This is a genomic window from Mesoterricola sp. JemC181 (assembly GCF_055384585.1).
In genome coordinates this window covers 2,864,935-2,884,979 of sequence record NZ_AP045076.1, presented here as the reverse complement: position 1 = coordinate 2,884,979, position 20,045 = coordinate 2,864,935, and the positions used below count along the sequence as shown (strand labels likewise).

General features: G+C 71.7%; 18 protein-coding genes. 8 read left to right on the top strand and 10 right to left on the bottom strand.

Translation table 11 applies throughout. The annotated features are described in order from the left end of the window. Window positions 1–32 precede the first annotated feature (32 nt). Together ACZ5MC_RS12635 and ACZ5MC_RS12630 are read left to right on the top strand one after the other, a co-directional pair. The gene (locus ACZ5MC_RS12635; RefSeq protein ID WP_306600837.1) at window positions 33–2,291 is read left to right on the top strand and encodes an exo-beta-N-acetylmuramidase NamZ domain-containing protein; all 2,259 of its coding nucleotides are present in this window, start codon (window positions 33–35) and stop codon (window positions 2,289–2,291) included. After that, on the top strand, window positions 2,291–2,758 hold the full coding sequence (locus ACZ5MC_RS12630) for a GNAT family N-acetyltransferase (protein ID WP_306600836.1): 468 nt from the start codon (window positions 2,291–2,293) through the stop codon (window positions 2,756–2,758). Before ACZ5MC_RS12635 ends, ACZ5MC_RS12630 begins: the two co-directional genes overlap by 1 nt. On the opposite strand, the gene ACZ5MC_RS12625 is transcribed toward ACZ5MC_RS12630, so the two are convergent. Genes ACZ5MC_RS12625 through ACZ5MC_RS12615 form a run of 3 tightly spaced genes read right to left on the bottom strand, consistent with a single transcriptional unit; the run spans window position 2,687 to window position 6,255 of the window. Beyond that, a complete protein-coding gene (locus ACZ5MC_RS12625) occupies window positions 2,687–3,475 on the bottom strand; it encodes an N-acetylmuramoyl-L-alanine amidase (protein ID WP_306600835.1) in 789 nt (262 codons plus the stop codon). The two genes, ACZ5MC_RS12630 and ACZ5MC_RS12625, sit on opposite strands and share 72 nt — an antisense overlap. Beyond that, window positions 3,472–4,821, bottom strand: a complete 1,350-nt coding sequence (lysA, locus tag ACZ5MC_RS12620) for a diaminopimelate decarboxylase (protein ID WP_306602280.1) — start codon at window positions 4,819–4,821, stop codon at window positions 3,472–3,474. Before lysA ends, ACZ5MC_RS12625 begins: the two co-directional genes overlap by 4 nt. 21 nt (window positions 4,822–4,842) lie before the next feature. Next, window positions 4,843–6,255, bottom strand: coding sequence for a M15 family metallopeptidase (locus ACZ5MC_RS12615; RefSeq protein WP_306600834.1), 1,413 nt, complete (start codon window positions 6,253–6,255; stop codon window positions 4,843–4,845). 35 nt (window positions 6,256–6,290) lie between these two features. Here ACZ5MC_RS12615 and ACZ5MC_RS12610 point away from each other — a divergent pair, with 35 nt between their 5' ends. Genes ACZ5MC_RS12610 through ACZ5MC_RS12595 form a run of 4 tightly spaced genes read left to right on the top strand, consistent with a single transcriptional unit; the run spans window position 6,291 to window position 10,348 of the window. Continuing rightward, entirely contained in the window at window positions 6,291–7,199 is a 909-nt protein-coding gene (locus tag ACZ5MC_RS12610; protein WP_306600833.1) for a serine hydrolase, read from the top strand. A 55-nt stretch (window positions 7,200–7,254) separates the two neighbouring features. Then, window positions 7,255–8,127: a C40 family peptidase gene (locus tag ACZ5MC_RS12605; protein ID WP_464515951.1), complete on the top strand. Its 873-nt coding sequence runs from the start codon at window positions 7,255–7,257 to the stop codon at window positions 8,125–8,127. After that, window positions 8,124–9,254 carry a dipeptide epimerase gene (locus ACZ5MC_RS12600; protein ID WP_306600831.1) on the top strand — a complete coding sequence of 377 codons (1,131 nt, stop codon included), beginning with the start codon at window positions 8,124–8,126 and terminating at the stop codon, window positions 9,252–9,254. The genes ACZ5MC_RS12605 and ACZ5MC_RS12600 overlap by 4 nt, the downstream gene beginning before the upstream one ends. Further along, window positions 9,251–10,348 (top strand): gamma-glutamyl-gamma-aminobutyrate hydrolase family protein, encoded by a 1,098-nt coding sequence (locus ACZ5MC_RS12595; protein WP_464515950.1) that lies wholly within the window; start codon window positions 9,251–9,253, stop codon window positions 10,346–10,348. Before ACZ5MC_RS12600 ends, ACZ5MC_RS12595 begins: the two co-directional genes overlap by 4 nt. Here the strand turns inward: ACZ5MC_RS12595 and ACZ5MC_RS12590 are convergent. The 6 genes from ACZ5MC_RS12590 to murQ are packed head-to-tail and all read right to left on the bottom strand — an operon-like array spanning window position 10,335 to window position 16,747. Continuing rightward, a complete protein-coding gene (locus tag ACZ5MC_RS12590; RefSeq protein ID WP_464515949.1) occupies window positions 10,335–11,108 on the bottom strand; it encodes an N-acetylmuramoyl-L-alanine amidase in 774 nt (257 codons plus the stop codon). The two genes, ACZ5MC_RS12595 and ACZ5MC_RS12590, sit on opposite strands and share 14 nt — an antisense overlap. Then, entirely contained in the window at window positions 11,105–12,049 is a 945-nt protein-coding gene (locus ACZ5MC_RS12585; RefSeq protein ID WP_464515948.1) for an N-acetylglucosamine kinase, read from the bottom strand. Before ACZ5MC_RS12585 ends, ACZ5MC_RS12590 begins: the two co-directional genes overlap by 4 nt. After that, window positions 12,036–13,499: a glycoside hydrolase family 10-like protein gene (locus ACZ5MC_RS12580; protein ID WP_464515947.1), complete on the bottom strand. Its 1,464-nt coding sequence runs from the start codon at window positions 13,497–13,499 to the stop codon at window positions 12,036–12,038. The genes ACZ5MC_RS12585 and ACZ5MC_RS12580 overlap by 14 nt, the downstream gene beginning before the upstream one ends. After that, window positions 13,481–14,596 carry an acyltransferase family protein gene (locus ACZ5MC_RS12575; RefSeq protein WP_464515946.1) on the bottom strand — a complete coding sequence of 372 codons (1,116 nt, stop codon included), beginning with the start codon at window positions 14,594–14,596 and terminating at the stop codon, window positions 13,481–13,483. The genes ACZ5MC_RS12580 and ACZ5MC_RS12575 overlap by 19 nt, the downstream gene beginning before the upstream one ends. Then, window positions 14,593–15,858, bottom strand: coding sequence for an MFS transporter (locus tag ACZ5MC_RS12570; RefSeq protein ID WP_306600825.1), 1,266 nt, complete (start codon window positions 15,856–15,858; stop codon window positions 14,593–14,595). The genes ACZ5MC_RS12575 and ACZ5MC_RS12570 overlap by 4 nt, the downstream gene beginning before the upstream one ends. 1 nt (window position 15,859) lies before the next feature. Further along, window positions 15,860–16,747, bottom strand: coding sequence for an N-acetylmuramic acid 6-phosphate etherase (gene murQ / locus ACZ5MC_RS12565; RefSeq protein ID WP_464515945.1), 888 nt, complete (start codon window positions 16,745–16,747; stop codon window positions 15,860–15,862). A gap of 86 nt (window positions 16,748–16,833) precedes the next feature. On the opposite strand from murQ, the gene ACZ5MC_RS12560 reads away from it, so the two are divergent. Both ACZ5MC_RS12560 and ACZ5MC_RS12555 read left to right on the top strand, forming a co-directional pair. Then, a complete protein-coding gene (locus ACZ5MC_RS12560; RefSeq protein ID WP_464515944.1) occupies window positions 16,834–17,847 on the top strand; it encodes a glycoside hydrolase family 3 N-terminal domain-containing protein in 1,014 nt (337 codons plus the stop codon). Window positions 17,848–17,862: 15 nt separating this feature from the next. Then, on the top strand, window positions 17,863–19,362 hold the full coding sequence (locus ACZ5MC_RS12555) for a sodium:solute symporter (protein WP_306600822.1): 1,500 nt from the start codon (window positions 17,863–17,865) through the stop codon (window positions 19,360–19,362). 13 nt (window positions 19,363–19,375) lie between these two features. On the opposite strand, the gene ACZ5MC_RS12550 is transcribed toward ACZ5MC_RS12555, so the two are convergent. Beyond that, window positions 19,376–19,528, bottom strand: coding sequence for a hypothetical protein (locus ACZ5MC_RS12550; RefSeq protein ID WP_306600821.1), 153 nt, complete (start codon window positions 19,526–19,528; stop codon window positions 19,376–19,378). Window positions 19,529–20,045 lie beyond the last annotated feature (517 nt).

The following is a 20,045-nucleotide window of genomic DNA, read 5'->3' as shown; positions in this document are numbered from 1 at the left end:
GAAAAAAGCGGGAAGTTGGAGTAGGCTGGGTCATGCGAATCATGGTCCTCCTGCTTTCCGCATTCGTGCTGAGCGCGCAGCCGTTCAACCCGAAAGGGCTCGACGAGCTCAGGGCCGCCCTCGCCGGCGCCATCGAGCGCAAGGTCACGCCCGGGGCCGTGGTGTGGGTGGGCCACGGCTCCGGGGACGCCCACTGGGCCCAGGGGAACCGCGCGCTGGTGCCCTCGGTGGAACCCATGACGGAAGCCACGGTCTTCGACGTGGCCTCCCTCACCAAGGTCGTCGCCACGCTCCCCTCCGTCCTGCTGCTGGTGGAGCGTGGCAAGGTCGACCTGTCGGCCCCGGTCCGCGCCTACCTGCCGGAGTTCGCCAGCGGCGAGGTGACGGTGCGCCACCTGCTCACCCACACGTCCGGGCTGATCGCGGACCTGGCGCTCACCGAACCCTGGAGCGGGTACGAGGAGGGCATCCGGCGGGCCTGCGCCTGCGTGCCGGACCCGCCTCCGGGCCGGGAGTTCCGATACAGCGACGTGAACTTCATCCTCCTGGGCGAAATCGTGCGCCGGGTGTCGGGGCAGCCCCTTGACCTCTTCGCGGCCCGCGAGGTGTTCGGGCCGCTGGGCATGACCTCTTCCACCTTCCATCCGGACCCGTCGCAGGTCGCCCCCACCGAGCGGGACGAGCACGGCGTCATGCTCCGGGGCGTCGTCCACGACCCGACCGCGCGCCGCATGGGCGGCGTGGCGGGGCATGCCGGGCTCTTCTCCACCGCAACCGACCTCGCAACGTACGCGCGCTTCCTGCTGCGCGGCGGCCCCCTCCTCAAGCCCTCGACCCTGGCGCTGATGCGCAGCGTCCAGACCCCGGCCTCGGTGTACGAGCGCCGGGGCCTCGGCTGGGACCTGGACTCCGCGTTCAGCCGGCCCCGGGGCGCCCTCTTCGGGCTGGGCTCCTTCGGCCACACGGGCTGGACGGGCACGGCCCTGTGGATGGACCCGGCCTCGGAGACCTTCTACGTGCTGCTCACCACCCGCCTCCACCCCGACGGCAAGGGCGTGACGCGCGAGCTGTACTACGAGGTGGCCACGCTCGCGGCCCGCGCGTCGGGGCTCACGGAGCGCCGGGACGGGACGCTGTTCCCCCGCGCCAAGGACGAGGTGCCCACCGCGCTCAACGGCATCGACGTGCTCGAGCGCACCGGCTTCGCCGCCCTGAAGGGCCTGCGCATCGGCCTGTGCACGAACCACACGGGCATCGACAACGAGCGCCACGCCACGGCCGATGTCCTCAAGGCCGCGCCCGGCGTGCGACTGGTGCGGCTCTTCAGCCCCGAGCACGGCATCCGCGGCCAGCTGGACCAGGAGGGCATCCCGGATTCCGTGGACGCCCGCACCGGCCTGCCGGTGGTCAGCCTCTACAAGGCCGGCCAGCGCGCGCCGTCGCCCGCGGATCTGGCCGGCCTCGACGCCCTGGTCTTCGACGTCCAGGACATCGGCTGCCGCTTCTACACCTACATCGCCACCCTGAAGGGCTGCCTCGAGGCCGCCGCCGCCGCCGGCATCCCCCTGATCGTCCTGGACCGGGTCAACCCCGTGCGGGGCGACCGGGTCGAAGGGCCCGTGGTCCCGTCCGAGTTCGGGTTCACGGCCTGCCATCCCGTCGCCATCCGCCACGGCATGACCGTGGGCGAGCTCGCCGGGATGTTCAACGGCGAACTCAAGCTGGGCGCCAGGCTCCAGGTGGTCCAGGTGCAGGGCTGGCAGCGCGGGCAGTGGCTCGACGCCACGGGCCTGCCGTGGACGGACCCCTCGCCCAACATGCGCAACCTCGACGCCGCGGCGCTGTATCCCGGCACCGGCCTGCTGGAATCGGCCATCAGCGTGGGCCGGGGCACGGATACGCCCTTCCAGGTGCTGGGCGCCCCGTACGTCAACGACCGTGCCCTGGCCTTCGAGCTCAACAAGCTGGGGCTGCCCGGCGTGCGCTTCGTCGCCGTGCGGTTCCGCCCCGCGGCCAGCGTCTTCAAGGACCAGGACTGCGGCGGCGTCCGCATCCTCCTCACGGACCGGGACGCCCTGCGGCCCGTGGAACTGGGCCTGGCGGTCGCCCACACCCTGCGCCGGCTGTACGGCAAGGCCTTCGACCTGGCCAAGCTCAACCGCCTGCTGCGGGACGACGCCTCCATCGCGCTGCTGGCCGCGGACAAGCCCTTCCAGGCCGTCGTGCGGGGCTGGGAGGAGGCCCGGGACGCCTTCCTGAAGCGGCGCGCGCCCTTCCTCCTCTACCCCTGATGGACGCGCTCTCGATCCGGCCGCTCCACACCGACCTCGAGCCGGAGCTGTGCGCGGACCTCCTGGCGTCCTCGGACCCCTGGCGGACCCTGGGCATAGGCCGGCCCTCCCTCCTGGCCCAGATCCGGGACCCGAGCCGGGAGCGCTACGTGGCGCGCGCGGGCGACCGCCTCGCCGGATTCCTGATGCTCAACCTGCAGGGCGCCTTCGTGGGCTACATCCAGGCGATCTGCGTGGCGCCCGGCTTCAGGAACCTGGGCCTGGGCGCCTCGCTCATCGGCTTCGCGGAGGAGCGGATCTTCCGGGACTACCCCAATGTCTTCCTCTGCGTCTCCGCCTTCAACCACGGCGCCCGCCGCTTCTACGAACGGCTGGGCTACCGGGTGGTGGGGGAGCTACCGGATTACCTGGTTGCCGGGCAGTCCGAGATCCTGATGCGGAAGACCCGCGGTCCCAAGCTGCCTTGACTGCAGGTTGAAGAGGATCCTCCGGTCCAGGCCGTCCAGCTCCCCGGCCTCGGTGGCGCGGTAGTGGAGGTGGAAGGCGCCCAGGGTGGCGGCGGGGTTCTTCAGGGAGTAGCCCAGGATCCGCAGGGCGGCCCAGGGGTTGAAGTCCGCCGGGGGTTCCGGCAGCTCGGCGTCGGGCCACAGGCCGAAGCCCTTCTCGGCCAGGAGCTTCCAGGGGAAGGCCGCGTTGGGGTCGTGCTTGCGCACCGGGTCCACGTCGGCGTGGGCGATGATCTGGGTGCGGGGGATGTCGTAGCGGCGCACCAGGTCGTCCAGCAGCACCAGCAGCTTGTCGATCTGGGGCTGGGCGAAGGGCTCGAACCCGTTGTTGTCCAGCTCGATGCCGATGGAGAGGGAATTGATGTCCCGGGAGGCCCCCCAGGTGCCGCCCCCCCCGGCGTGCCAGGCGCGGTGGTCGTCCGAGACCAGCTGGGCCAGGCGCCCGTCCCGGCCGATGAGGTAGTGGCTGCTCACGGGCCCGCCGGAATTCGCGGTCTGGAGGACCTTCAGCGCCTCGTCGAAGGTGTTGCAGGCTGTGTGGTGGATGATGACCATCTGGGGCCGGCGGGCGTTGAAGTTGGGCGACGGGGACCACTGGGCCAGCGGATTGCGGGGAGCATGGTGGCAGCCGGCGCAGAGGAGCAAGAGCGCGCCGAGCGCGATGCCCGGGGCCCTCACTTGCCGGTGTTCCGGAAGATGTCGGCGAAGCCCGCGCGGCGGCGGATGACGCGCACCTTGGCGCCGTCGACCAGGAGCTCGGCGGGCATCGGCCGGGAGTTGTACTCGCTGGCCATGGAGAAGCCGTAGGCGCCGGCGTCCAGGATGGCCAGGAGGTCGCCCGCCGATGCCCGGGGCAGGGTGCGGGCCTCCGCGAGGATGTCGCCGGTCTCGCACACGTCGCCGGCGATGTCCACGGTGACCGGGTCCGCGGTCTTCCCCAGGACGCGCACGCGGTGGTAGGCCTGGTAGAGGATGGGGCGCATGAGGGTGTTGAAGCCCGCGTCCACGTTCACGAAGGTCTTGACCGGGGTCTGCTTGACCGTGTTGACGCGCACCAGGACGAAGCCGGCGCCGCCCACGAAGAAGCGCCCCGGCTCGAGCCACAGGGTGGGCTCGTAGCCCGCCGCGGCCACGCCTTCCTTCCAGATGGGCTCCAGGACCTTGGCCAGCTCCCCGGGGGACATGACCTCCTGGCCGTCCTTGTAGGGGATGCCCAGCCCGCCGCCCAGGTCCACGAAGGCAAGGCGCAGGCCCAGCTTGTCCTTGAGCTCCTTGACGAAGCCCAGCATCTTCCTGGCGGTGAGGGCGTAGCCCTCGGTCTCGGTGATCTGGGAGCCGATGTGGCAGTGCACGCCCTCGATGCGGATCCCGGGCATGGCCTTGGCCTTCTCGTAGGCCCGGAAGGCGATGCCGTCCTGGAGGTGCAGGCCGAACTTGGACTCGGTGATGCCGGTGTTGATCTGGTGGATGGTGTGGGGGTCCACGCCGGGGTTGACCCGGAAGCTGATGCGGGCCTGCTTCTTCTGCCGGAGGGCCTCGGCCTGCGCCTGGCCCAGCTCGTCCATGGAGTCCACGTTGAGGACGGCGCCCAGGGCGATGGCGCGCCGCAGTTCGGCGGGGCTCTTGGAGGAGGAGGTGAACATGATCTCCGGGCCCTTGTAGCCCGCCCTCAGGGCCCACTCGATCTCGCCCTGGGACACCACCTCGGCCCCGAGGCCCTCGCTTTTCAGGAGGCCGATGATCGCGGGGTTGGTGTTGGCCTTGAGGGCGTAGAGGAGGCGCAGCTTGGGGAACCTGGGGGCGAAGGCGGCCTTGAGGGCGCCCACCTGGCCGAGGATGTGGGCCTGGTCGTAGACATAGACCGGCGTGCCGTGGGCCGAGGCCAGGGCCTGGAGGGTCCTCGCCACCCCCGGGTCGCCGGCCCTGTCCGCCCTGACGGCCACGAGGGCTTCGTGGACGGTGGGGTCCGCGGCCCGCACCAGGGCCGGGGCGAGCAGGAGAAGGGCGAGGCTGAGGGGGCGCATGGACACGGGGACTCCCGGTTCTTAGGGGTTGAGGGCGGCGGGCAGGTGCCAGGCGGCGCTCGCGGCATCCAGCAGCTCCCCGGGGAGCTGCACGAGCAGGGGATTGCGCGCGGGATCCAGCCACGTCAGGACGGTGAGGAGGTCCTCCGGGGCCAGGGCGGTGCAGCCCGCGGTGCCGCCGCCGGGGGGCGGGGCCACGTGCAGGAAGATGCAGCTGCCGGCGCCCTTGACGGGGCGCTGGTCGTTGTAGTGGATCACGGCCAGCCAGCGGTAGTGGTCGGTCTCCAGGCGCATGCGCTCCGCGGAGCGCCAGGTGGGGGCTGTGTCGGCGGTGCTGACGATGCGGCCGTAGTCGGCGTGGTCGGGGTCGTCCACGCAGCGGTCGCATTCGGTCGAGGAACGGTAGGGCAGCTTGACGCCCTCGGGCGCCCGGGGCGCGTAGCCCCACATGCCGCCGAAGGTCAGCACGCCCGCGGGGGATCGGCCGTCGCCTTCGCGCTTGGCGGGGCCCGGGGCGGGGGCCGCGGGCGCGCCGTCGTCGCTGCGCCAGGCCAGGCCGGATTTCCCGAGCCACACCGGGAGCGGGGCCCCGGCCTTCACGAGGGTGCCGCCGACCCGCTCGAAGCGCTGCATGCGGCCCTGGACGGCATTCCAGCCGGAGGTGGTGACCAGGAGCACCTGGCCCGCCGCGGCGAACTCCGCCGACCGGTCGCGGATGGCTTCGAAAGGCACGTTCAGGACGCCGTAGCCGGGGCTGGAGGCATGGTCGAAATGCCACCACTCCTCCTTGAGCACCCGGAAGCCCTCCTTCTCCATGGCGGCCCTCAGCAGGTCCCGGTTCCGCCGGGCCTGGGCGTCGCCGCCCGCGTAGGCGGCGTGCGACTTCGGGGACATCTCGTCGTAGGCGCTGGGCATGGGGAGGGGGGTCCCGTCCGGCCCGAGGAGGTCCACGTCCACCGCGCACCCGCGGTTGTGGACAGAGCCCTTGGCGGGGTCGGCCACGTAGTCCCGGTCGGCCTTCGGCGTGGCCTCCCAGAAGACCCGCGTGACCCACCAGGGCCGGTAGGCGTCGTGGACCCGCAGGCGCAGGCCCGTGGCCTGGAGGGCGCGGTCCGCCCGCAGGAGGGCCTCGGCCACGGGGCGCTGGAGGAAGGCCCGGGCCTGGGCGTACACCGGGGCCTTGAGGAAGTTGTCGCGGGTGGCGTAGCGGATGTCGAGGCGGATGGAGGGATCCAGCTCCACCAGGTCCGGCGCGGCCGTGCTCCTGGGAAACGCGGGCATCGCCGCCGCCCGGGATTCGGCGATCAGCTCGTCGAGCCTGGGGGTCTGCGCGCCCAGGGACAGGGCCAGCGCGGCCAGCACCGCGAAGGGAATCCGGCCGCGCCCTCCCCGGTACGGAGCGGCATGGGTTCCACGGATGCTGGGGTTGGACATAACGTGAGCATAATGGATTTGTCCCAGGAGTGGAAATGCTCAGATCCTTCCGCGCGTGCGCCCTCTGCCTCGTGGCCGCGGCCAGCCTCCGGGCCCAGGCGGACCCCTCCTGGGCCTGGGCCCGCATGACCCGGGACGTGACCCGGATCGCCGATGCCGCGGAAGGCCGCGTGGGCGTGTTCATCCAGAGCCTGGACACGCGCGAGACCTTCTCCCTCCGGGCCGACGAGGTCTTCCCCGCGGCCAGCACCATCAAGCTGGCCCTCCTGCTGGAGCTGTACCGCCAGTGCGAGAAGCCGGGCCCCCGTCTCACCGATCCCTACGCGGTGGACCCCCGGGACCTGGCCGAGGACAGCGCCATCCTGGGCAACCTCGCCCCCGGCACCCGCCTCACCCTGCACGACCTGGCCCTGTTCACGGTGGTGGTGAGCGACAACAGCGCCACCAACATCCTCATCGACCGGGTGGGCATGGACCGCGTGAACGCGGCCCTGGACGCCCTGGGCCTGACGCGAACCCGCCTGCGCCGGAAGATGATGGACGCGAAGGCCGCCGCCGAAGGCCGGGAGAACGTCGCCACCCCCCGGGAGCTGGCCCGGCTGGTCACCGAGATCCACAGCGGCCCCACCCTCTCCCCGGCGTCCCGGGCCGGGCTCATGAAGCTGCTTTCGATTCCCAAGGACAGCTACCTCTCCCGCCTCCTCCCGGACGGCCTGGTGGTGGCCGACAAGACCGGCTCCCTCCAGGGGGTGCGCAACGACGTGGGCATCGTGTTCGTGAAGGGCCGCCCCTTCGTCGTCGCCGTGATGGCCTCCCACCTCCGGGACGACCGCGAAGGGGAGGCCGTCATCGCCCGCATCGCCCGGAAGGCCGCGGCCTGGATGGAGCTGGCCGGGGCCTCCTCCCCGGAGGGCAGGGTGTCGGGGACGCTCCAGGTCCCCTAGGTCCTTGCCTTGTGACATGATGTATCAGCCAGCTCTCTCCAGTCCGAGGTACCCCATGCGTCCTGCCTTCATCCGCGGCCTCATCGCCTCCCTCCTGATGGTCCTGCCCGGATGGGCCGGGGATCCGCAGGCCCACGTGGTGACCCGGCCCGTCGTGAACGTCTTCTCGGGCCCCCGGGAGGACGCCGACGTGGTGTCCCAGGCGCTTCTGGGCGCGCGCGTGGTGGAACTGGAGCGAAAGGACGGCTGGGTGCGCATCAAGGGGGACGACGACTACCCCGGGTGGGCCGAGGCCTCGGCCCTGCGGGCCCTGAAGGCCGGCGAGGGCTACCCCGCCGGGACGATGGTGGAAGTGGACGTCCTGGGCGCGAACGTGTACCGCGAGCCGGACGTGACCAGGCACGCGCCCCTGCTCACCGCGCCGTTCGGCGCGCGCCTGGAGCGGGTCCCCGGACCCATGGACAGCGCGCGCTGGCTCGGCGTGAGGCTCCCCGACGGGCGCGGCGCCTGGATCCAGAGCGGCGACGTGCGCACGGACTTCAGGCCCATCGGCATCGAGGCCTCCCTGGAGCTGGCCCGGCGCTTCCTGGGCGTCAACTACACCTGGGGAGGGTGCTCCTCCTTCGGGTTCGACTGCTCGGGGTTCACCCAGGCCATCATCCGGCGCCGCGGGGCCATCATGCCCAGGGACGCCAACGTGCAGGCGGAATGGAAGGGCCTGGTCCCGGTGCCGGACCGCGCCGCGCTGGAACCCGGCGATCTGCTCTTCTTCGGCAGGGACAAGGACCACATCAGCCACACCGGGATGTACCTCGGCAAGGGCGCCTTCATCCACGACACACCCAGGAACCGCCCCATGGTGCAGATCTCGGAGCTCGCAAGCCCCGAATGGTCCGCGATCCTCGTGGCGATGCGGAGGCTCAAGTGAAACGACGCGAACTCTTCCAGGCAATCGCCGCGGCCACCGCGGGTTCCGCGCTCCTCGGGAGGGACCTGCTGGAGACCCCCGCCGCCAGGCCCGCGGCCCCGAAGGCCGCCGGCTTCACGACCCGGATCCGCCGGCTTGAACTGCGGCACACCTGGACCACCACCATGTCCTCCAGCGCCTACCGGGACACGCTGCACACCCAGTTCACCCGCGACGGGATCACGGGCTACGGCGAGGGGGCCGGCATCGTGCGCTACAAGCAGGACGCCCTGGGCGGACAGCACGCCCTGGAGGCCGTGAAGGCGCTCATCACCGGCGGCGACCCCTGGAGCTTCGACAAGCTCCTGGCGGAGCTGGACCGCCGCCTCCCCGGGCAGCGCGCGGCCCTGGCCGCGGTGGACCTGGCGCTCTTCGACTGGATGGGCAAGAAGCTGGGCGTGCCCGTGTGCCGCCACTTCGGGCTGGACCCGGCGGATGCCGCGGTCACCAACATGTCCATCGGCATCGACACCCCGGAGATCACCCGCCAGAAGGTCCGCGAGGCCGAGGACTTCCCCTTCCTGAAGGTCAAGGTGGGCCTCGCCACGGACGAGGCCACCATCGAGGCGGTGCGCAGCGTCACGAAGAAGCCGCTCCGGGTGGACGCCAACGAGGGCTGGACCTCGAAGGAGGAGGCCGCCCGCAAGATCAACTGGCTCGAGTCCCAGGGCGTGCAGCTCATCGAGCAGCCCCTTCCCGCGCACATGGTCGAGGAGACCCGCTGGATCCGGAACCACGTGCACATCCCGATCTTCGCGGACGAGGCCTGCCACGATGCCGCCGACATCCCCAAGCTGCGGGACGCCTTCGACGGCATCGTCGTGAAGCTGGACAAGGCGGGAGGGCTCCTGGAGTCCTACCGCCAGCTCACCGTGGCCCGGGCCCTGGGCATGAAGACCATGATCGGGTGCATGGTCTCCAGCTCCTGCTCCATTACGGCCGCCGCCCACCTCTCCCCCCTGGCGGACTACGCGGACCTGGACGGGTTCCTCCTCATCGGCAACGACCCCTACACGGGCGTCACGGCAAGCAAGGGCAAGCTCATCCTGCCCGACGCCCCGGGCCTCGGCGTCCGGCTCGTGCGATGAGGCTCCTGGCGCTGGCCCTGGCCTTCTGCCTGGGCCTCGGCGCCCAGGAGCGCTTCCTGGACGCCCCCCGGCCCCCGCAGGACGGGCCGCGGCTCGTGGTGTTCAACCCGACGGTTTACAACCTCCGGTGCCTGGCCGCGCTGCGGGAGAAGGGCATCCTGGACGTCCCCGGACTCACGGTGGTCGGCGTCTATCACGTGAAGCAGAAGGAGGACTTCGAGGCTTCCCGGAAGTTCGCCGGGGACCACGGCTACGCCTGGGTGAAGTTCCACGCCGTCTCCGCGGCCCTGGCCGAGGCGGACCTGTTCAGGCCCAACGCCTGCACGCCGGAGTTCGAGGCCGTCGCCGCGAAGTCCGACGGCGCCGTCTTCTTCGGCGGCCCGGACATCCCGGCGGCCATCTTCCACCAGAAGACGAACTTCCTCTCGGAGGTGGACGACCCCCACCGGAACCGGCTGGAGCTCTCCGCCATCTTCCACCTGCTGGGTGGCACCCAGGACCCGGGCGCCAAGCCGCTCCTGGCAGCGCGGCCGGCCTTCCCCGTCCTGGGCATCTGCCTGGGCTTCCAGAGCCTGAACGTGGGCACGGGCGGGAGCCTGGTCCAGGACATCTGGACCGGCATCTACGGCGCCGCGAGCTACGAGGACGCCATCGCCCTGGGGCCCGAGCAGTGGCACAACAACCCCTACAGGCGCCTGCTGCCGCAGGAGAAACTGATGTCCTACAACTTCCACACCCTCCAGCTGAGGGAGGGCCGGTTCCTGAAGGAGAGCGGCTTCGGCCCGGCGGACCATCCGCGCATCCTCAGCTCCCACCACCAGGCGGTGGTGGAAGCCGCAGGGGGCTGGTCGGTCCTGGCCACCTCCCGGGACGGCAAGCTGGTGGAGGCCATGGAGCACAAGCGGTTCCCCAACGTCCTGGGCGTGCAGTTCCACCCGGAGCACTTCCAGCTCTGGGAGACGGAACCCCGCTTCCGGCAGCGCCCGGAGGACGTTCCCGTGAGCTACAACGCGATCCTGGCGGGGACGCCCCGGAGCCTGGAGTTCAACAAGGCGGTTTGGGCCTGGCTGGGGAAGGCGCTCAGGGCGCGGTAAGCACGTCGAGGATGGCGGCGGTCTCGGCGTCGGGCCTGCCGTCGTAGACCGCCGGGCGGTACTTCATCTGGAAGTTGCCCAGGATCCGCGTCGTGGCCGCGTCGAACTGGCCGCTGGCGGTGATCTCGAAGCCGTGCTTCGCCAGCCGCGCCTGGAACCAGGCCGCGTCGGGCAGGGCGGCCTCGAAGGCCGGCCTTCGGGCGGCCACCTTCGCGGCGTCGGGCCAGGTGATCAGGCCTTCGTCGGCCAGGCGCTTCCAGGGGAAGGTCGGGCCCGGGTCCACCTTGCGCATGGGCGCGATGTCGCTGTGGCCGAGCACCCGGTCGGGGCGGATCCCGTGGCGGGCGACGATCTGCCTGACGAGCTCGACCACGGTGTCGACCTGCTCCTTGGGGTAGGCGTGGTAGACGATCTTCCCGTCCGCCCCGGCCACGTCGCCCAGGTTCTGGATCTCGATGCCGATGGAGGCCGCGTTGAGCTGGGTCTGCCCCTTCCACGAGCTCGCCCCCGCGTGCCAGGCGCGCCGGTTCTCGTCCACGAGGCGGTAGACCTTCACCGGGCTGTCCCGCACCAGGTAGTGGGCGCTCACGTTGTCCTCGGTGAGGATCTTCATGGAGCGTTCCCAGGGCTCGCCGGTGAAGTGCAGGATGAGGAACTGGGCCCGGCTGTCCTGGCTCCTGGCCGGGTGGGAGGTGTCGATGGCGGGCCGGGCGCAGCCCGCCGCGAGGAGAAGGAGGAGGCAGGGAAGGGCGAGTCTCATGACGGGTGGTCCTCGGGGGGGACGCCGGCGGCGGCCAGGGCGAGTCGGGCCGCGGCGTGCTCGCCGCGGCTGGCACGGACGGCGAAGTCGGTGCCCGGTGGCAGCGCCTCGCGCATGGTGTCGGGGATGAGGGGATGGAGGGTGGCGGCGCGGCCGCTGAGCGCCACGGGGCGGGGCCCGTAGCGGTTCAGGAGGGACACCGCGAGACGGGCCAGCTCGGCGCCCGCGGCGCGCAGGATGTGGCGGGCCGCGGGGTCGCGGTCCGCGGCCCGGGCCACGGCCAGGGCGAGGCGGCCCACGTCGCCGCGGCTGCCGGCGTACACGGTCCTGCGGGTGTTGGCCCAGTCGGGGCCGCCCACCAGCTCGAAGAGCTCCCGGGCCAGGGGGGACGCCTTCCAGGCTCCGGGATTCTCGTCCTCGGCGCGCCACACGTGGCGCAGCCCCTCACGGGCGATCCAGAAGCCGCCGCCCCCGTCGTCGATGAGGACGCCCCGGCCGCCGGCGCGGTGCATCTCCCCGCCCTCGTCGATGAAGACGGCCACGGAACCGGTGCCGGCGTACACCACGTAGCCCTGGCCCGGCGGGAAGAGGTCCAGGTAGGTGGTCTCGATGTCGCTGCTGAGGGTGACCGCGCTTTCGGGCAGGCCCAGCGGCGCGGCCACGAGGCGCGCCAGGACCTCGCCCGCGGAGCTGAACCCCGTCAGGCCCGCGTGCACCCGGGAGGGGCTTCCCGCGGCCAGCACGTCCCGGGCCAGCTCCTCGAGGACCGCGGCCACGCGGCCCTGCCCGGGCCCGAAGAGGTCCATGGCGCTGAACCCGGGAACGGAGCCTTCAGCCACGATGTCCCCGGGAGGCGTGGCCAGGGCCCAGCGGGTGGCGGTGCCCCCGGCGTCGATGCCCAGGGCCAGGAAACGGGGCGGTTCATGATCAAGGGGTTCCATGCTGTGCCTCCGGAAGGACGGCCGCGAGCGGACTCTCGGCCCCCGAGCGCCCCACGGAGGAGGCCCAGACGGACCCCAGGGGCGAGCCTTCCCACCGGGCGGGGAGGATCCCCGCGCCCCCGGGAAGGGCGAAGAAGCGCCAGGTGGACCCGTAGCGGGCCCAGAGGGCCAGGAGCCAGGGCGGATCGTCCACCTGGACCCGCAGGCCCGCGGCGGAGCGCGTGGTTCGAACCACGGGGGCCGGCGGCGGGACGGAGCCCAGCCAGGGCGAGGCGGGAACCAGCGCGGGGCCGTCGTAGGCCAGGGCCGCGCCGGCCTCCCCCTTCAGGGCCTTGATGCTGAAGTGGGCGTGGCCGCCGCTGTGGCGGTCGCGGGCCTCCCGGATCTGCTCCAGGATCTCCTCCGGGGGCCAGGGGTCGGGACCGAGGGTGCGGCTGGTGAAGAGCCCGGGCCACACGTGGCGGCCCAGGATGTTCCGGCCCTGCCAGTAGTCCAGGAGGGGCCCGAAGGGCTGACCCGGGGAATCGCGCTTCCAGTAGAGCTGGGGCGCGAGGTAGTCCATCCAGCCGCGGGCGAGCCAGGTCTCGACGTCGGCGTAGAGCTCCTCGTACTGGCTGAAGCCCGGCCCGGGCCGGCCGACGCCGAAGGGGCTCACGCCCACGCGCACCTCGGGCTTCACCCGGTGGACCTCCTTGTAGAGGCGCTCCACGAGGGTGTCCACGTTGCGCCGGCGCCAGTCGGGCCGGGACAGCGCGCCACCGGCGGCCTGGTAGGCCCGCCAGGAGGGGTCGTCGGGGAACTCCACCGGCCGGCCCTCGGCGTCCTTGACGGGGTAGGGGTAGAAGTAGTCGTCGATGTGCACGCCGTCCACGTCGTAGCGGCGCACCACGTCCAGGATGACGGCCAGGGCCTGTTCCACGGCCCCGGACTCCCCGGGGTCCAGCCAGAGCTGGTCGCCGTAGGACCGCACCAGCTCCGGCCGGGCCTTCCCCACGTGGGAGGGCGCCAGGGGCGACTGCGCGGAGGAGGGCCGGGCGCGGTAGGGATTGAACCAGGCGTGGAGCTCCAGGCCCGCGGCGTGGGCCTCCCGGATCCAGAAGGCCAGGGGGTCGTAGTACGGCTTCGGGGGCCGGCCCTGCTCCCCGGTGAGGTACTCGGACCAGGGTTCCAGGGTGGAGGGGTAGAGCGCGTCGGCGCCGGGGCGCACCTGGAGGATGAGGGCGTTCAGGCCCCGGGCCCGGGCAAGGGCGACGAGGTCCCGGGCCTCCTGCCGCTGGGCCTCGGCGCCCAGGCCCGGGCGGCTGGGCCAGTCGATGTTGGCCACGGAGGCCACCCAGGCGCCCCGGAACTCCCGGGGGGCGGGGGGAGGCGTGCGGCGCAGCGGCACGCAGCCCAGGAAGGCCGCGAGGGCGGCGAGGGCCGCCAGGCGCTTCAGACCTTCACGAACCACTTCTTCCTCCACATGGCCCAGGCCACGGCGAACATGGCCAGGTTGAACAGGATCGCGAAGAGCAGGGAGGCGTTCACCGGGGAGACGGGGAGGGACGCCAGGGCCCCGAAGGCCCGCTCCTTGAGGGGGACGCCCCCGGCGCGGACCAGCTGGATGGCCCGCGCGGCGATGCCCGACAGGACGAAGAGGAAGAGCGCGTTCATGCCGTAGATGGTCAGCGGCAGGCAGACCTTGCGGGCCGCCTCCCGGAAGCCCGCGGGAGCCTCGTCCAGGGCCGCGTGGCAGGCGGCGAGCCCCAGGAGGGCCCAGCCGCCGGTGAACAGCACGAAGGACGGCGTCCAGAGGCTCTTGTTGATGGGGATGGCCCGGCCCAGAAGCCAGCCCAGGGCCAGGAGGACCGCTCCGCCCAGGAGCAGCCCGCGCCACTTGGCGTGGCGACCCGCGGGGGCGGACAGGTGCCTCCCGGCCAGGGAGCCCAGGAGCAGGGTCGCCGTGGCCGTGAGGGTGCCCACGAGCCCTTCGGGGTCCCAGGTGCGGGCGTGGGCCCACAGGTGGCCCGGAAGGACGAGGCGGTCCAGCCAGGCGCCGAAGTCCAGCCCGGGCAGGAGGCGGCCCGCGGCCGCCACGCCGTCGGTCCCGGGCACGGGCACCGCCAGTTCCAGGACGAACCAGAGCCCGCAGAGGCCCAGGATGGCGGCCACCGCGGCCCGCTCCCGGCCCCAGAGGACCACGGGCCCGCCCAGCGCCAGGCAGAGCGCGATCCGCTGCAGGACGCCCAGCACGCGCACGGTGGAGGGCTGGAAGGCCGGGATGAGGTTGAGCCCCAGCCCGATGAGGAAGATGACCGCGGCGCGCCGAAGCAGGATCCGGTAGAGGCCTGCGGCCCCTCCGCCCCTGCCGGCCAGGGAGATCGTCATGGCCAGGCCCGCGGCGAACAGGAAGAAGGGGAAGATCAGGTCGGTGAACGTGCAGCCGTTCCACGCCGCGTGGTCCAGGGGGCCGTAGACGTGCATCCAGCTGCCGGGGTTGTTCACCAGCACCATGGCCGCGATGGCGAAGCCGCGGAAGGCGTCCAGGGACGCCAAGCGCCGGTTCATGCCTGCTCCCTGCGTCCGAAGGCCGCGTCGATCTTCAGGAAGGCCGTGAGGACGATGGAGGGCAGGGTGGAGAGGCACACCCAGAGGAAGAAGCGCAGGTACCCGAGGTGCTCCTGGATCCAGCCGCTGGCCATGCCCGGCAGCATCATGCCCATGGCCATGAAGCCGGTGGCGATGGCGTAGTGGGCGGTGCGGTGCTTCCCGGCCGAGATCATCACCATGAACATGATGTAGGCGGTAAACCCGAAGCCGTAGCCGAACTGCTCGATGGCGACGGCGGTGGCCACGGTGCCCAGGCCCGCGGGCCGGAGCGCGGCCAGGTACACGAAGGCCAGGTTCGGAAGGTGCACGGCCAGGGTCATGGGCCAGATCCAGCGCCGGAGGCCGAAGCGGGAGATGGCCCAGCCGCCGGCGATGCCGCCTGCGGTGAGGGCGACCATGCCCACGGTGCCGTAGGCCAGCCCCACCTGGGCGGTGGTGAGGCCCAGGCCCCCCCGGGCGGCGGGATCCAGCAGGAAGGGCGTCACCATCTTGATGGCCTGGGCCTCCCCCAGGCGGAAGGTAAGCAGGAACCCCAGGACCAGGACGATGTCCCTGCGCGCGAAGAAGGACGTGAAGGTGGCGAGGGACTCCCGGAGGAGCCCGGCCGTGCCCCGGGAGGGACCGTCGGCCGGAGGCCGCGGCAGGGACCAGCGGTGCCAGGAGAAGAAGCCCAGGAAGGCCGCGCCCAGCACCATGAAGACCGCCGCCCACGCGTGGCGGGGATCCCCGGTGCGCTCGGCGAGCTTGCCGGCGGCGAGCACCAGGCCGCCCTGGGCGGTGATCATGGCGGCGCGGTAGAAGGCGCTGCGAAGGCCCACGTAGGCGGCCTGGCGCTTTTCCGTGAGGCCGAGGAGGTAGAAGCCGTCGGCGGCGATGTCGTGGGTGGCCGAGGCGAAGGCCACGATCCAGAACATGGCCAGGGTGAGCCGGAAGAAGCCCGGGGCCGGCGCCAGGAAGGCCAGCAGGGCGAAGGCCGCGGCCAGGACGCCCTGGAGCGCCACGACCCAGCCGCGCTTGGTGCCCAGGAGGTCCACCAGGGGGGACCAGAGGGGCTTGACGACCCAGGGCAGGTAGAGCCAGCTGGTGTAGAGGGCGATGTCGGTGTTGCGCACGCCGAGGTTCTTGTAGAACACCACGGACAGGAACATCACGGTGACGTAGGGGAGCCCCTGGGCGAAGTACAGCGAGGGCACCCAGGCCCAGGGCGACCTCTCCTTCACGCTAGGCCCCCAGGGCGGCGCGGACGCTGCCCCGGACCGCCGCGAGGCGTTCCCGCGCCTGGTCGGGGGCGAGGCCCAGCCGGAGGGCGACGATGGCCGTCTTGACCTGGCCCCCGCAGGCCTCGAAGGCCTCCCGGGCACGCTCCTCCGGGGCCCCGGAAGCCGCCTCGATGAGGCGGATGGCCCGGCGCACCAGCTTGGCGTTGGTGGCCCTGACGTCCACCATGAGGTTCCCGTAGACCTTGTTGAGCCGCACCATCACCGCCGAGGAGAAGGTGTTGAGGGCGATCTTCTGGGCGGTTCCGGCCTTGAGCCGGGTGCTGCCGGAGATGACCTCGGGGCCGGTGTCGAGGGTGATGCCCACCTCGGCGCCCGCCGCCAGGGGCGAGCCCGGGTTGTTGGCGATGCCGATGGTGAGGGCCCCTGCGGCGCGGGCGGCCTCCAGGGCGCCCAGGGCGAAGGGCGTGGCCCCCGAGGCGGCCAGCAGGAGCACCACGTCGGAGGGGCCGGGCCGCAGCGCGGCGAGGTCCAGCGCCCCCCGCTCCCGGTCGTCCTCGGCCCCTTCCACGGCCAGGTGCACCGCCGTGGGCCCCCCCGCCAGGAGCGCCAGGGCGCGTTCCGGGGGCCAGGAGAAGGTGGGATGCAGCTCGACGCTGTCCAGGAGCCCCAGGCGCCCGGAGGTGCCCGCGCCGACGTAGATGATCCGCCCGCCCTGCTCCAGGCGCCCGGCGGCGGCCTCCACGGCCCGGGCGAGCCCGGGCGCGGCGGCGCGCACCGCCAGGGCGGCAGCCGCCTGGTCGTCGATGAAGGCCTGGACCAGTTCGAGGGTGCCGTACTCGTCGAGGCGTGCGTGGCCGGGGGAGGTCTGTTCGGTGCGGGGCAGGGCCATGTTGATGAGAACTCCCGGCTTAGTGAATGTTTATAAAAATGTTACAGTATTCACAACCCCGACGTGTCCAATTTATGGGAGATCCTTTGATCCCTTCTGCCGCCGAAACGATCTGGATGGGCGTCCACGCCCGCGATGCCGCCGATGTGCCCGGCGAGACCGTCCCGGGGGGCGTGGTGATGTTCGCCCGCAACCTCGACCCGGACCCCGTCACGGGCCCGGCCCGCTGCCATGCCCTCCTCCGGGACCTCCAGCTCCGCTGGGGGCGCGAGGTGCCGCTGGCCATGGCCATCGACCAGGAGGGGGGCCCCGTCTCGCGGCTGCTGTGCTGGGTCGGGGAGACGCCGTCGTTCCGGCGCATCTGGACCGGCTCCGGCAGGGAGGGCGCCCGGGCCTGGGGCCGCCTCTGGGGCGAGGGGCTCGCGCTCCTCGGCTTCAACATCGACTTCGCGCCGCTGGTGGACCTCCACGACGGCATTCCCGGCACGGGGCTCGGGGACCGCCGCGCCTCCGCGGATCCCGTCGAGGCCGCCCAGGCCGCAGAGGCCTTCCTGGAGGGGCTGGAATCCACGGGCGTCAAGGGCTGCCTCAAGCACTTCCCGGGCCTGGGGGGCACGAAGGTGGACAGCCACCGCGCCCTGCCCGAGCTCTCGGACCCGGAGGCCATCCTGCGGGCCCTGGAGCCCTTCCGCACCCTGGCGCGCCCCGATCGCCTGACCATGGTGGGCCACGTGCGCACGCCCTGGAGCGGGGACCTGCCCGCGAGCCTCCACCGGGGCCACGTGGCGGGCAATCCCTGGGGCATCCCCGGGGCCTGGGTGACGGACGACATGGAGATGGGCGGCGTCGGGGGCTTCCCCTGGCCCGAGCGCATCCGCCTGGCCATCGAGGCCGGCCACCTGGCCCTGCTGGTGTGCCAGACGCAGGAGGCCCTGGAGGCCTCGGTGGCGGCCCTGCGCACGCTCCCCCCGGAGGCGGTGGAGGCCGCGGTGCAGGCCGGCCGCGCCTACCGCCGGACCCTCGCGGAGCCCGCCGGGACTCCCTTCGATCAGCGCGCCTGGGAAGCCTGGGTGGCCCGAGTGCGGCAGGCCGCTGTCTAGAGAAAGGCGCGAACAATGGGTTTCAGGCTTCTCGACTACGTCATCGTGATCGTCTACCTCCTGGGGGTGACCCTCGCGGGCATCCTGATCTCGGGCCGCCAGCGGTCCTCCCGGGACTACTTCCTGGGCGGCAAGGAGATGTCCTGGTGGTCCGTGGGCTTTTCCATCGTCGCGAGCGAGACGAGCACCCTGACCTTCATCAGCATCCCCGGCCTGGCCTTCAAGGGGAACATGCACTTCCTCCAGCTGGTGGCGGGCTACTTCATCGGCCGGCTCATCGTGAGCGCGGTCTTCATCCCGGCCTACTACCGCGGCGACCTGGAGACGGCCTACGACTTCCTGGGCAGACGCTTCGGCCTCCCCCTGCGCAAGTTCACCTCCAGCGTGTTCATCGTGACCCGCGTGCTGGCTTCCGGGGTGCGGCTCTTCGCCACGGCCATCCCGGTGCACCTGATCACCGGGCTGGACTATCCCGCCAGCATCCTGCTCATCGGGGGCTTCACCCTCCTCTACACGTACCTGGGCGGCCTGAAGGCGGTGGTGGCCATGGACGTGGTGCAGCTCTTCATCTACCTGGGTGGGGCGGTGGCGGCCATGGTGCTCATCCTCCACCGGCTGCCCCACGGCTGGGCGGATGTGGCCGCCTTCGCCACCGCCAACGGCCAGGACAAGTTCGCCTTCATCAACACCGCCACGGGGGGCTCCCTGCGGGGCTTCCTGGCCGCGCCCTACACCCTCCTGGGCGGCGTCCTGGGCGGCACCTTCCTGACCATGGCCTCCCACGGCACCGACCAGCTCCTGGTGCAGCGGCTCCTGGGCTGCCGCACCCGACGGGACTCCCAGAAGGCCCTGATGCTGGACGCGAGCTTCATCCTGCTCCAGTTCGGCTTCTTCCTGGTGCTGGGCCTGTGCCTCTACGCCTTCTACGGCGGGGTCACCTTCCAGCAGCTGGGCCTGGCCACCTCGGACGAGGTCTTCCCGAAGTTCATCGTGGAGAACCTCCCCACGGGCGTGGCGGGCCTCGTGGTGGCGGGGGTCCTGGCCTCGGCCATGGGCACCCTGTCATCGTCCATCAGCTCCCTGGCCTCGGCCACGTACCTGGACCTCTTCCAGCTCACCCCGCTGGCCCGGGGCCTGGACGCCAAGGGCGAGGTGCGATGGTCGCGGATCTTCACCCTGGTGTGGGGCGTCCTCCTCATCGGCGGCGCCATGCTCTTCACCGACACGAAGAACCCCGTGGTGGAGCTGGGCCTGAAGATCGCCTCGGTCACCTACGGCGGGCTCCTGGGGACCTTCTTCCTGGGCCTGTTCTTCCGCAGGACGAACCAGGCCGACGCCCTCACCGGGTTCGTGTGCGGGCTGCTGGCGATGGTGGGGGTGCTGGCCTTCACGCGGATCGACTTCACGTGGCACACCCTGATCGGGAGCGCCGTGACGATCCTGGTGGGGAACGGCTGCAGGGTGGCGCGGGGGTGGCTCGCGCCTGCCGTGCATGTGGAAGCCGGCCAGGGCTGATTTGTGGGGCTTCTCACCTCGATTTCCGGCAGAAGATCGAGACGGCGACGTAGCCCGTGAGGAGTCCGGGCAGAATGGATCCCATCCCGGCCCCGGTTTTCAGGCAGAGGACGAGGATGGCCATCGAACCCAGAATCAACCCAATTGCCCCGCGGGTGCGCGTCATGGGTACGGTTCTCCATGGAACTGGCCAGGACTCGGAGGTTCACATGACGTTCGGCGCCCGATGAATGGGAGAAGCCAGGGAGGAAGCGAGGTTCGAGGAATAGGTGGGGCCACCTCCGGAGGCGTGGGTCAGGCAATATCCCATCCCCCCGGCAAGAGCCCCACCGAGTGCCCCAGGTCCGGCTCCCTGGGGGCCACCCAATTGATAGCCTCGGAGGCCACCGCCGAGAGCCCCTCCGATCATCCGGTTCTCCAGATCCCTGCCAGAGAAGCTGGAGGGACGGGCGGGGCTGATCAAGGGGCGGCCGGATCCCATGGTTGCTGCAAACATCCCGCCGCGAACCTCCTGCGATTCGAGATCGGAAAGAGACCTCAACGCCTTGCCAATTCGCATGCCATCCTCCTCTCCTTGGTCAGGGAAGGTGGTGACACCTTCCTCAGATCAAAATGCGAAGGCCGGATTTGAAGTTTCCGGGACCTGAATGGACAGGGAGCCTTATTCGGCAGATTCGCATTCG

Excerpts from the sequence above, each read along its gene's own strand:
- ACZ5MC_RS12635 (WP_306600837.1), top strand. The coding sequence starts at position 33 with ATGCGAATCATGGTCCTCCTGCTTTCCGCATTCGTGCTGAGCGCGCAG.
- ACZ5MC_RS12630 (WP_306600836.1), top strand. The coding sequence starts at position 2,291 with ATGGACGCGCTCTCGATCCGGCCGCTCCACACCGACCTCGAGCCGGAG.
- lysA (WP_306602280.1), bottom strand. The coding sequence starts at position 4,821 with ATGCGCCCCCTCAGCCTCGCCCTTCTCCTGCTCGCCCCGGCCCTGGTG.
- ACZ5MC_RS12615 (WP_306600834.1), bottom strand. The coding sequence starts at position 6,255 with ATGTCCAACCCCAGCATCCGTGGAACCCATGCCGCTCCGTACCGGGGA.
- ACZ5MC_RS12610 (WP_306600833.1), top strand. The coding sequence starts at position 6,291 with ATGCTCAGATCCTTCCGCGCGTGCGCCCTCTGCCTCGTGGCCGCGGCC.
- ACZ5MC_RS12605 (WP_464515951.1), top strand. The coding sequence starts at position 7,255 with ATGCGTCCTGCCTTCATCCGCGGCCTCATCGCCTCCCTCCTGATGGTC.
- ACZ5MC_RS12595 (WP_464515950.1), top strand. The coding sequence starts at position 9,251 with ATGAGGCTCCTGGCGCTGGCCCTGGCCTTCTGCCTGGGCCTCGGCGCC.
- ACZ5MC_RS12590 (WP_464515949.1), bottom strand. The coding sequence starts at position 11,108 with ATGAGACTCGCCCTTCCCTGCCTCCTCCTTCTCCTCGCGGCGGGCTGC.
- ACZ5MC_RS12585 (WP_464515948.1), bottom strand. The coding sequence starts at position 12,049 with ATGGAACCCCTTGATCATGAACCGCCCCGTTTCCTGGCCCTGGGCATC.
- ACZ5MC_RS12575 (WP_464515946.1), bottom strand. The coding sequence starts at position 14,596 with ATGAACCGGCGCTTGGCGTCCCTGGACGCCTTCCGCGGCTTCGCCATC.
- murQ (WP_464515945.1), bottom strand. The coding sequence starts at position 16,747 with ATGGCCCTGCCCCGCACCGAACAGACCTCCCCCGGCCACGCACGCCTC.
- ACZ5MC_RS12555 (WP_306600822.1), top strand. The coding sequence starts at position 17,863 with ATGGGTTTCAGGCTTCTCGACTACGTCATCGTGATCGTCTACCTCCTG.
- ACZ5MC_RS12550 (WP_306600821.1), bottom strand. The coding sequence starts at position 19,528 with ATGACGCGCACCCGCGGGGCAATTGGGTTGATTCTGGGTTCGATGGCC.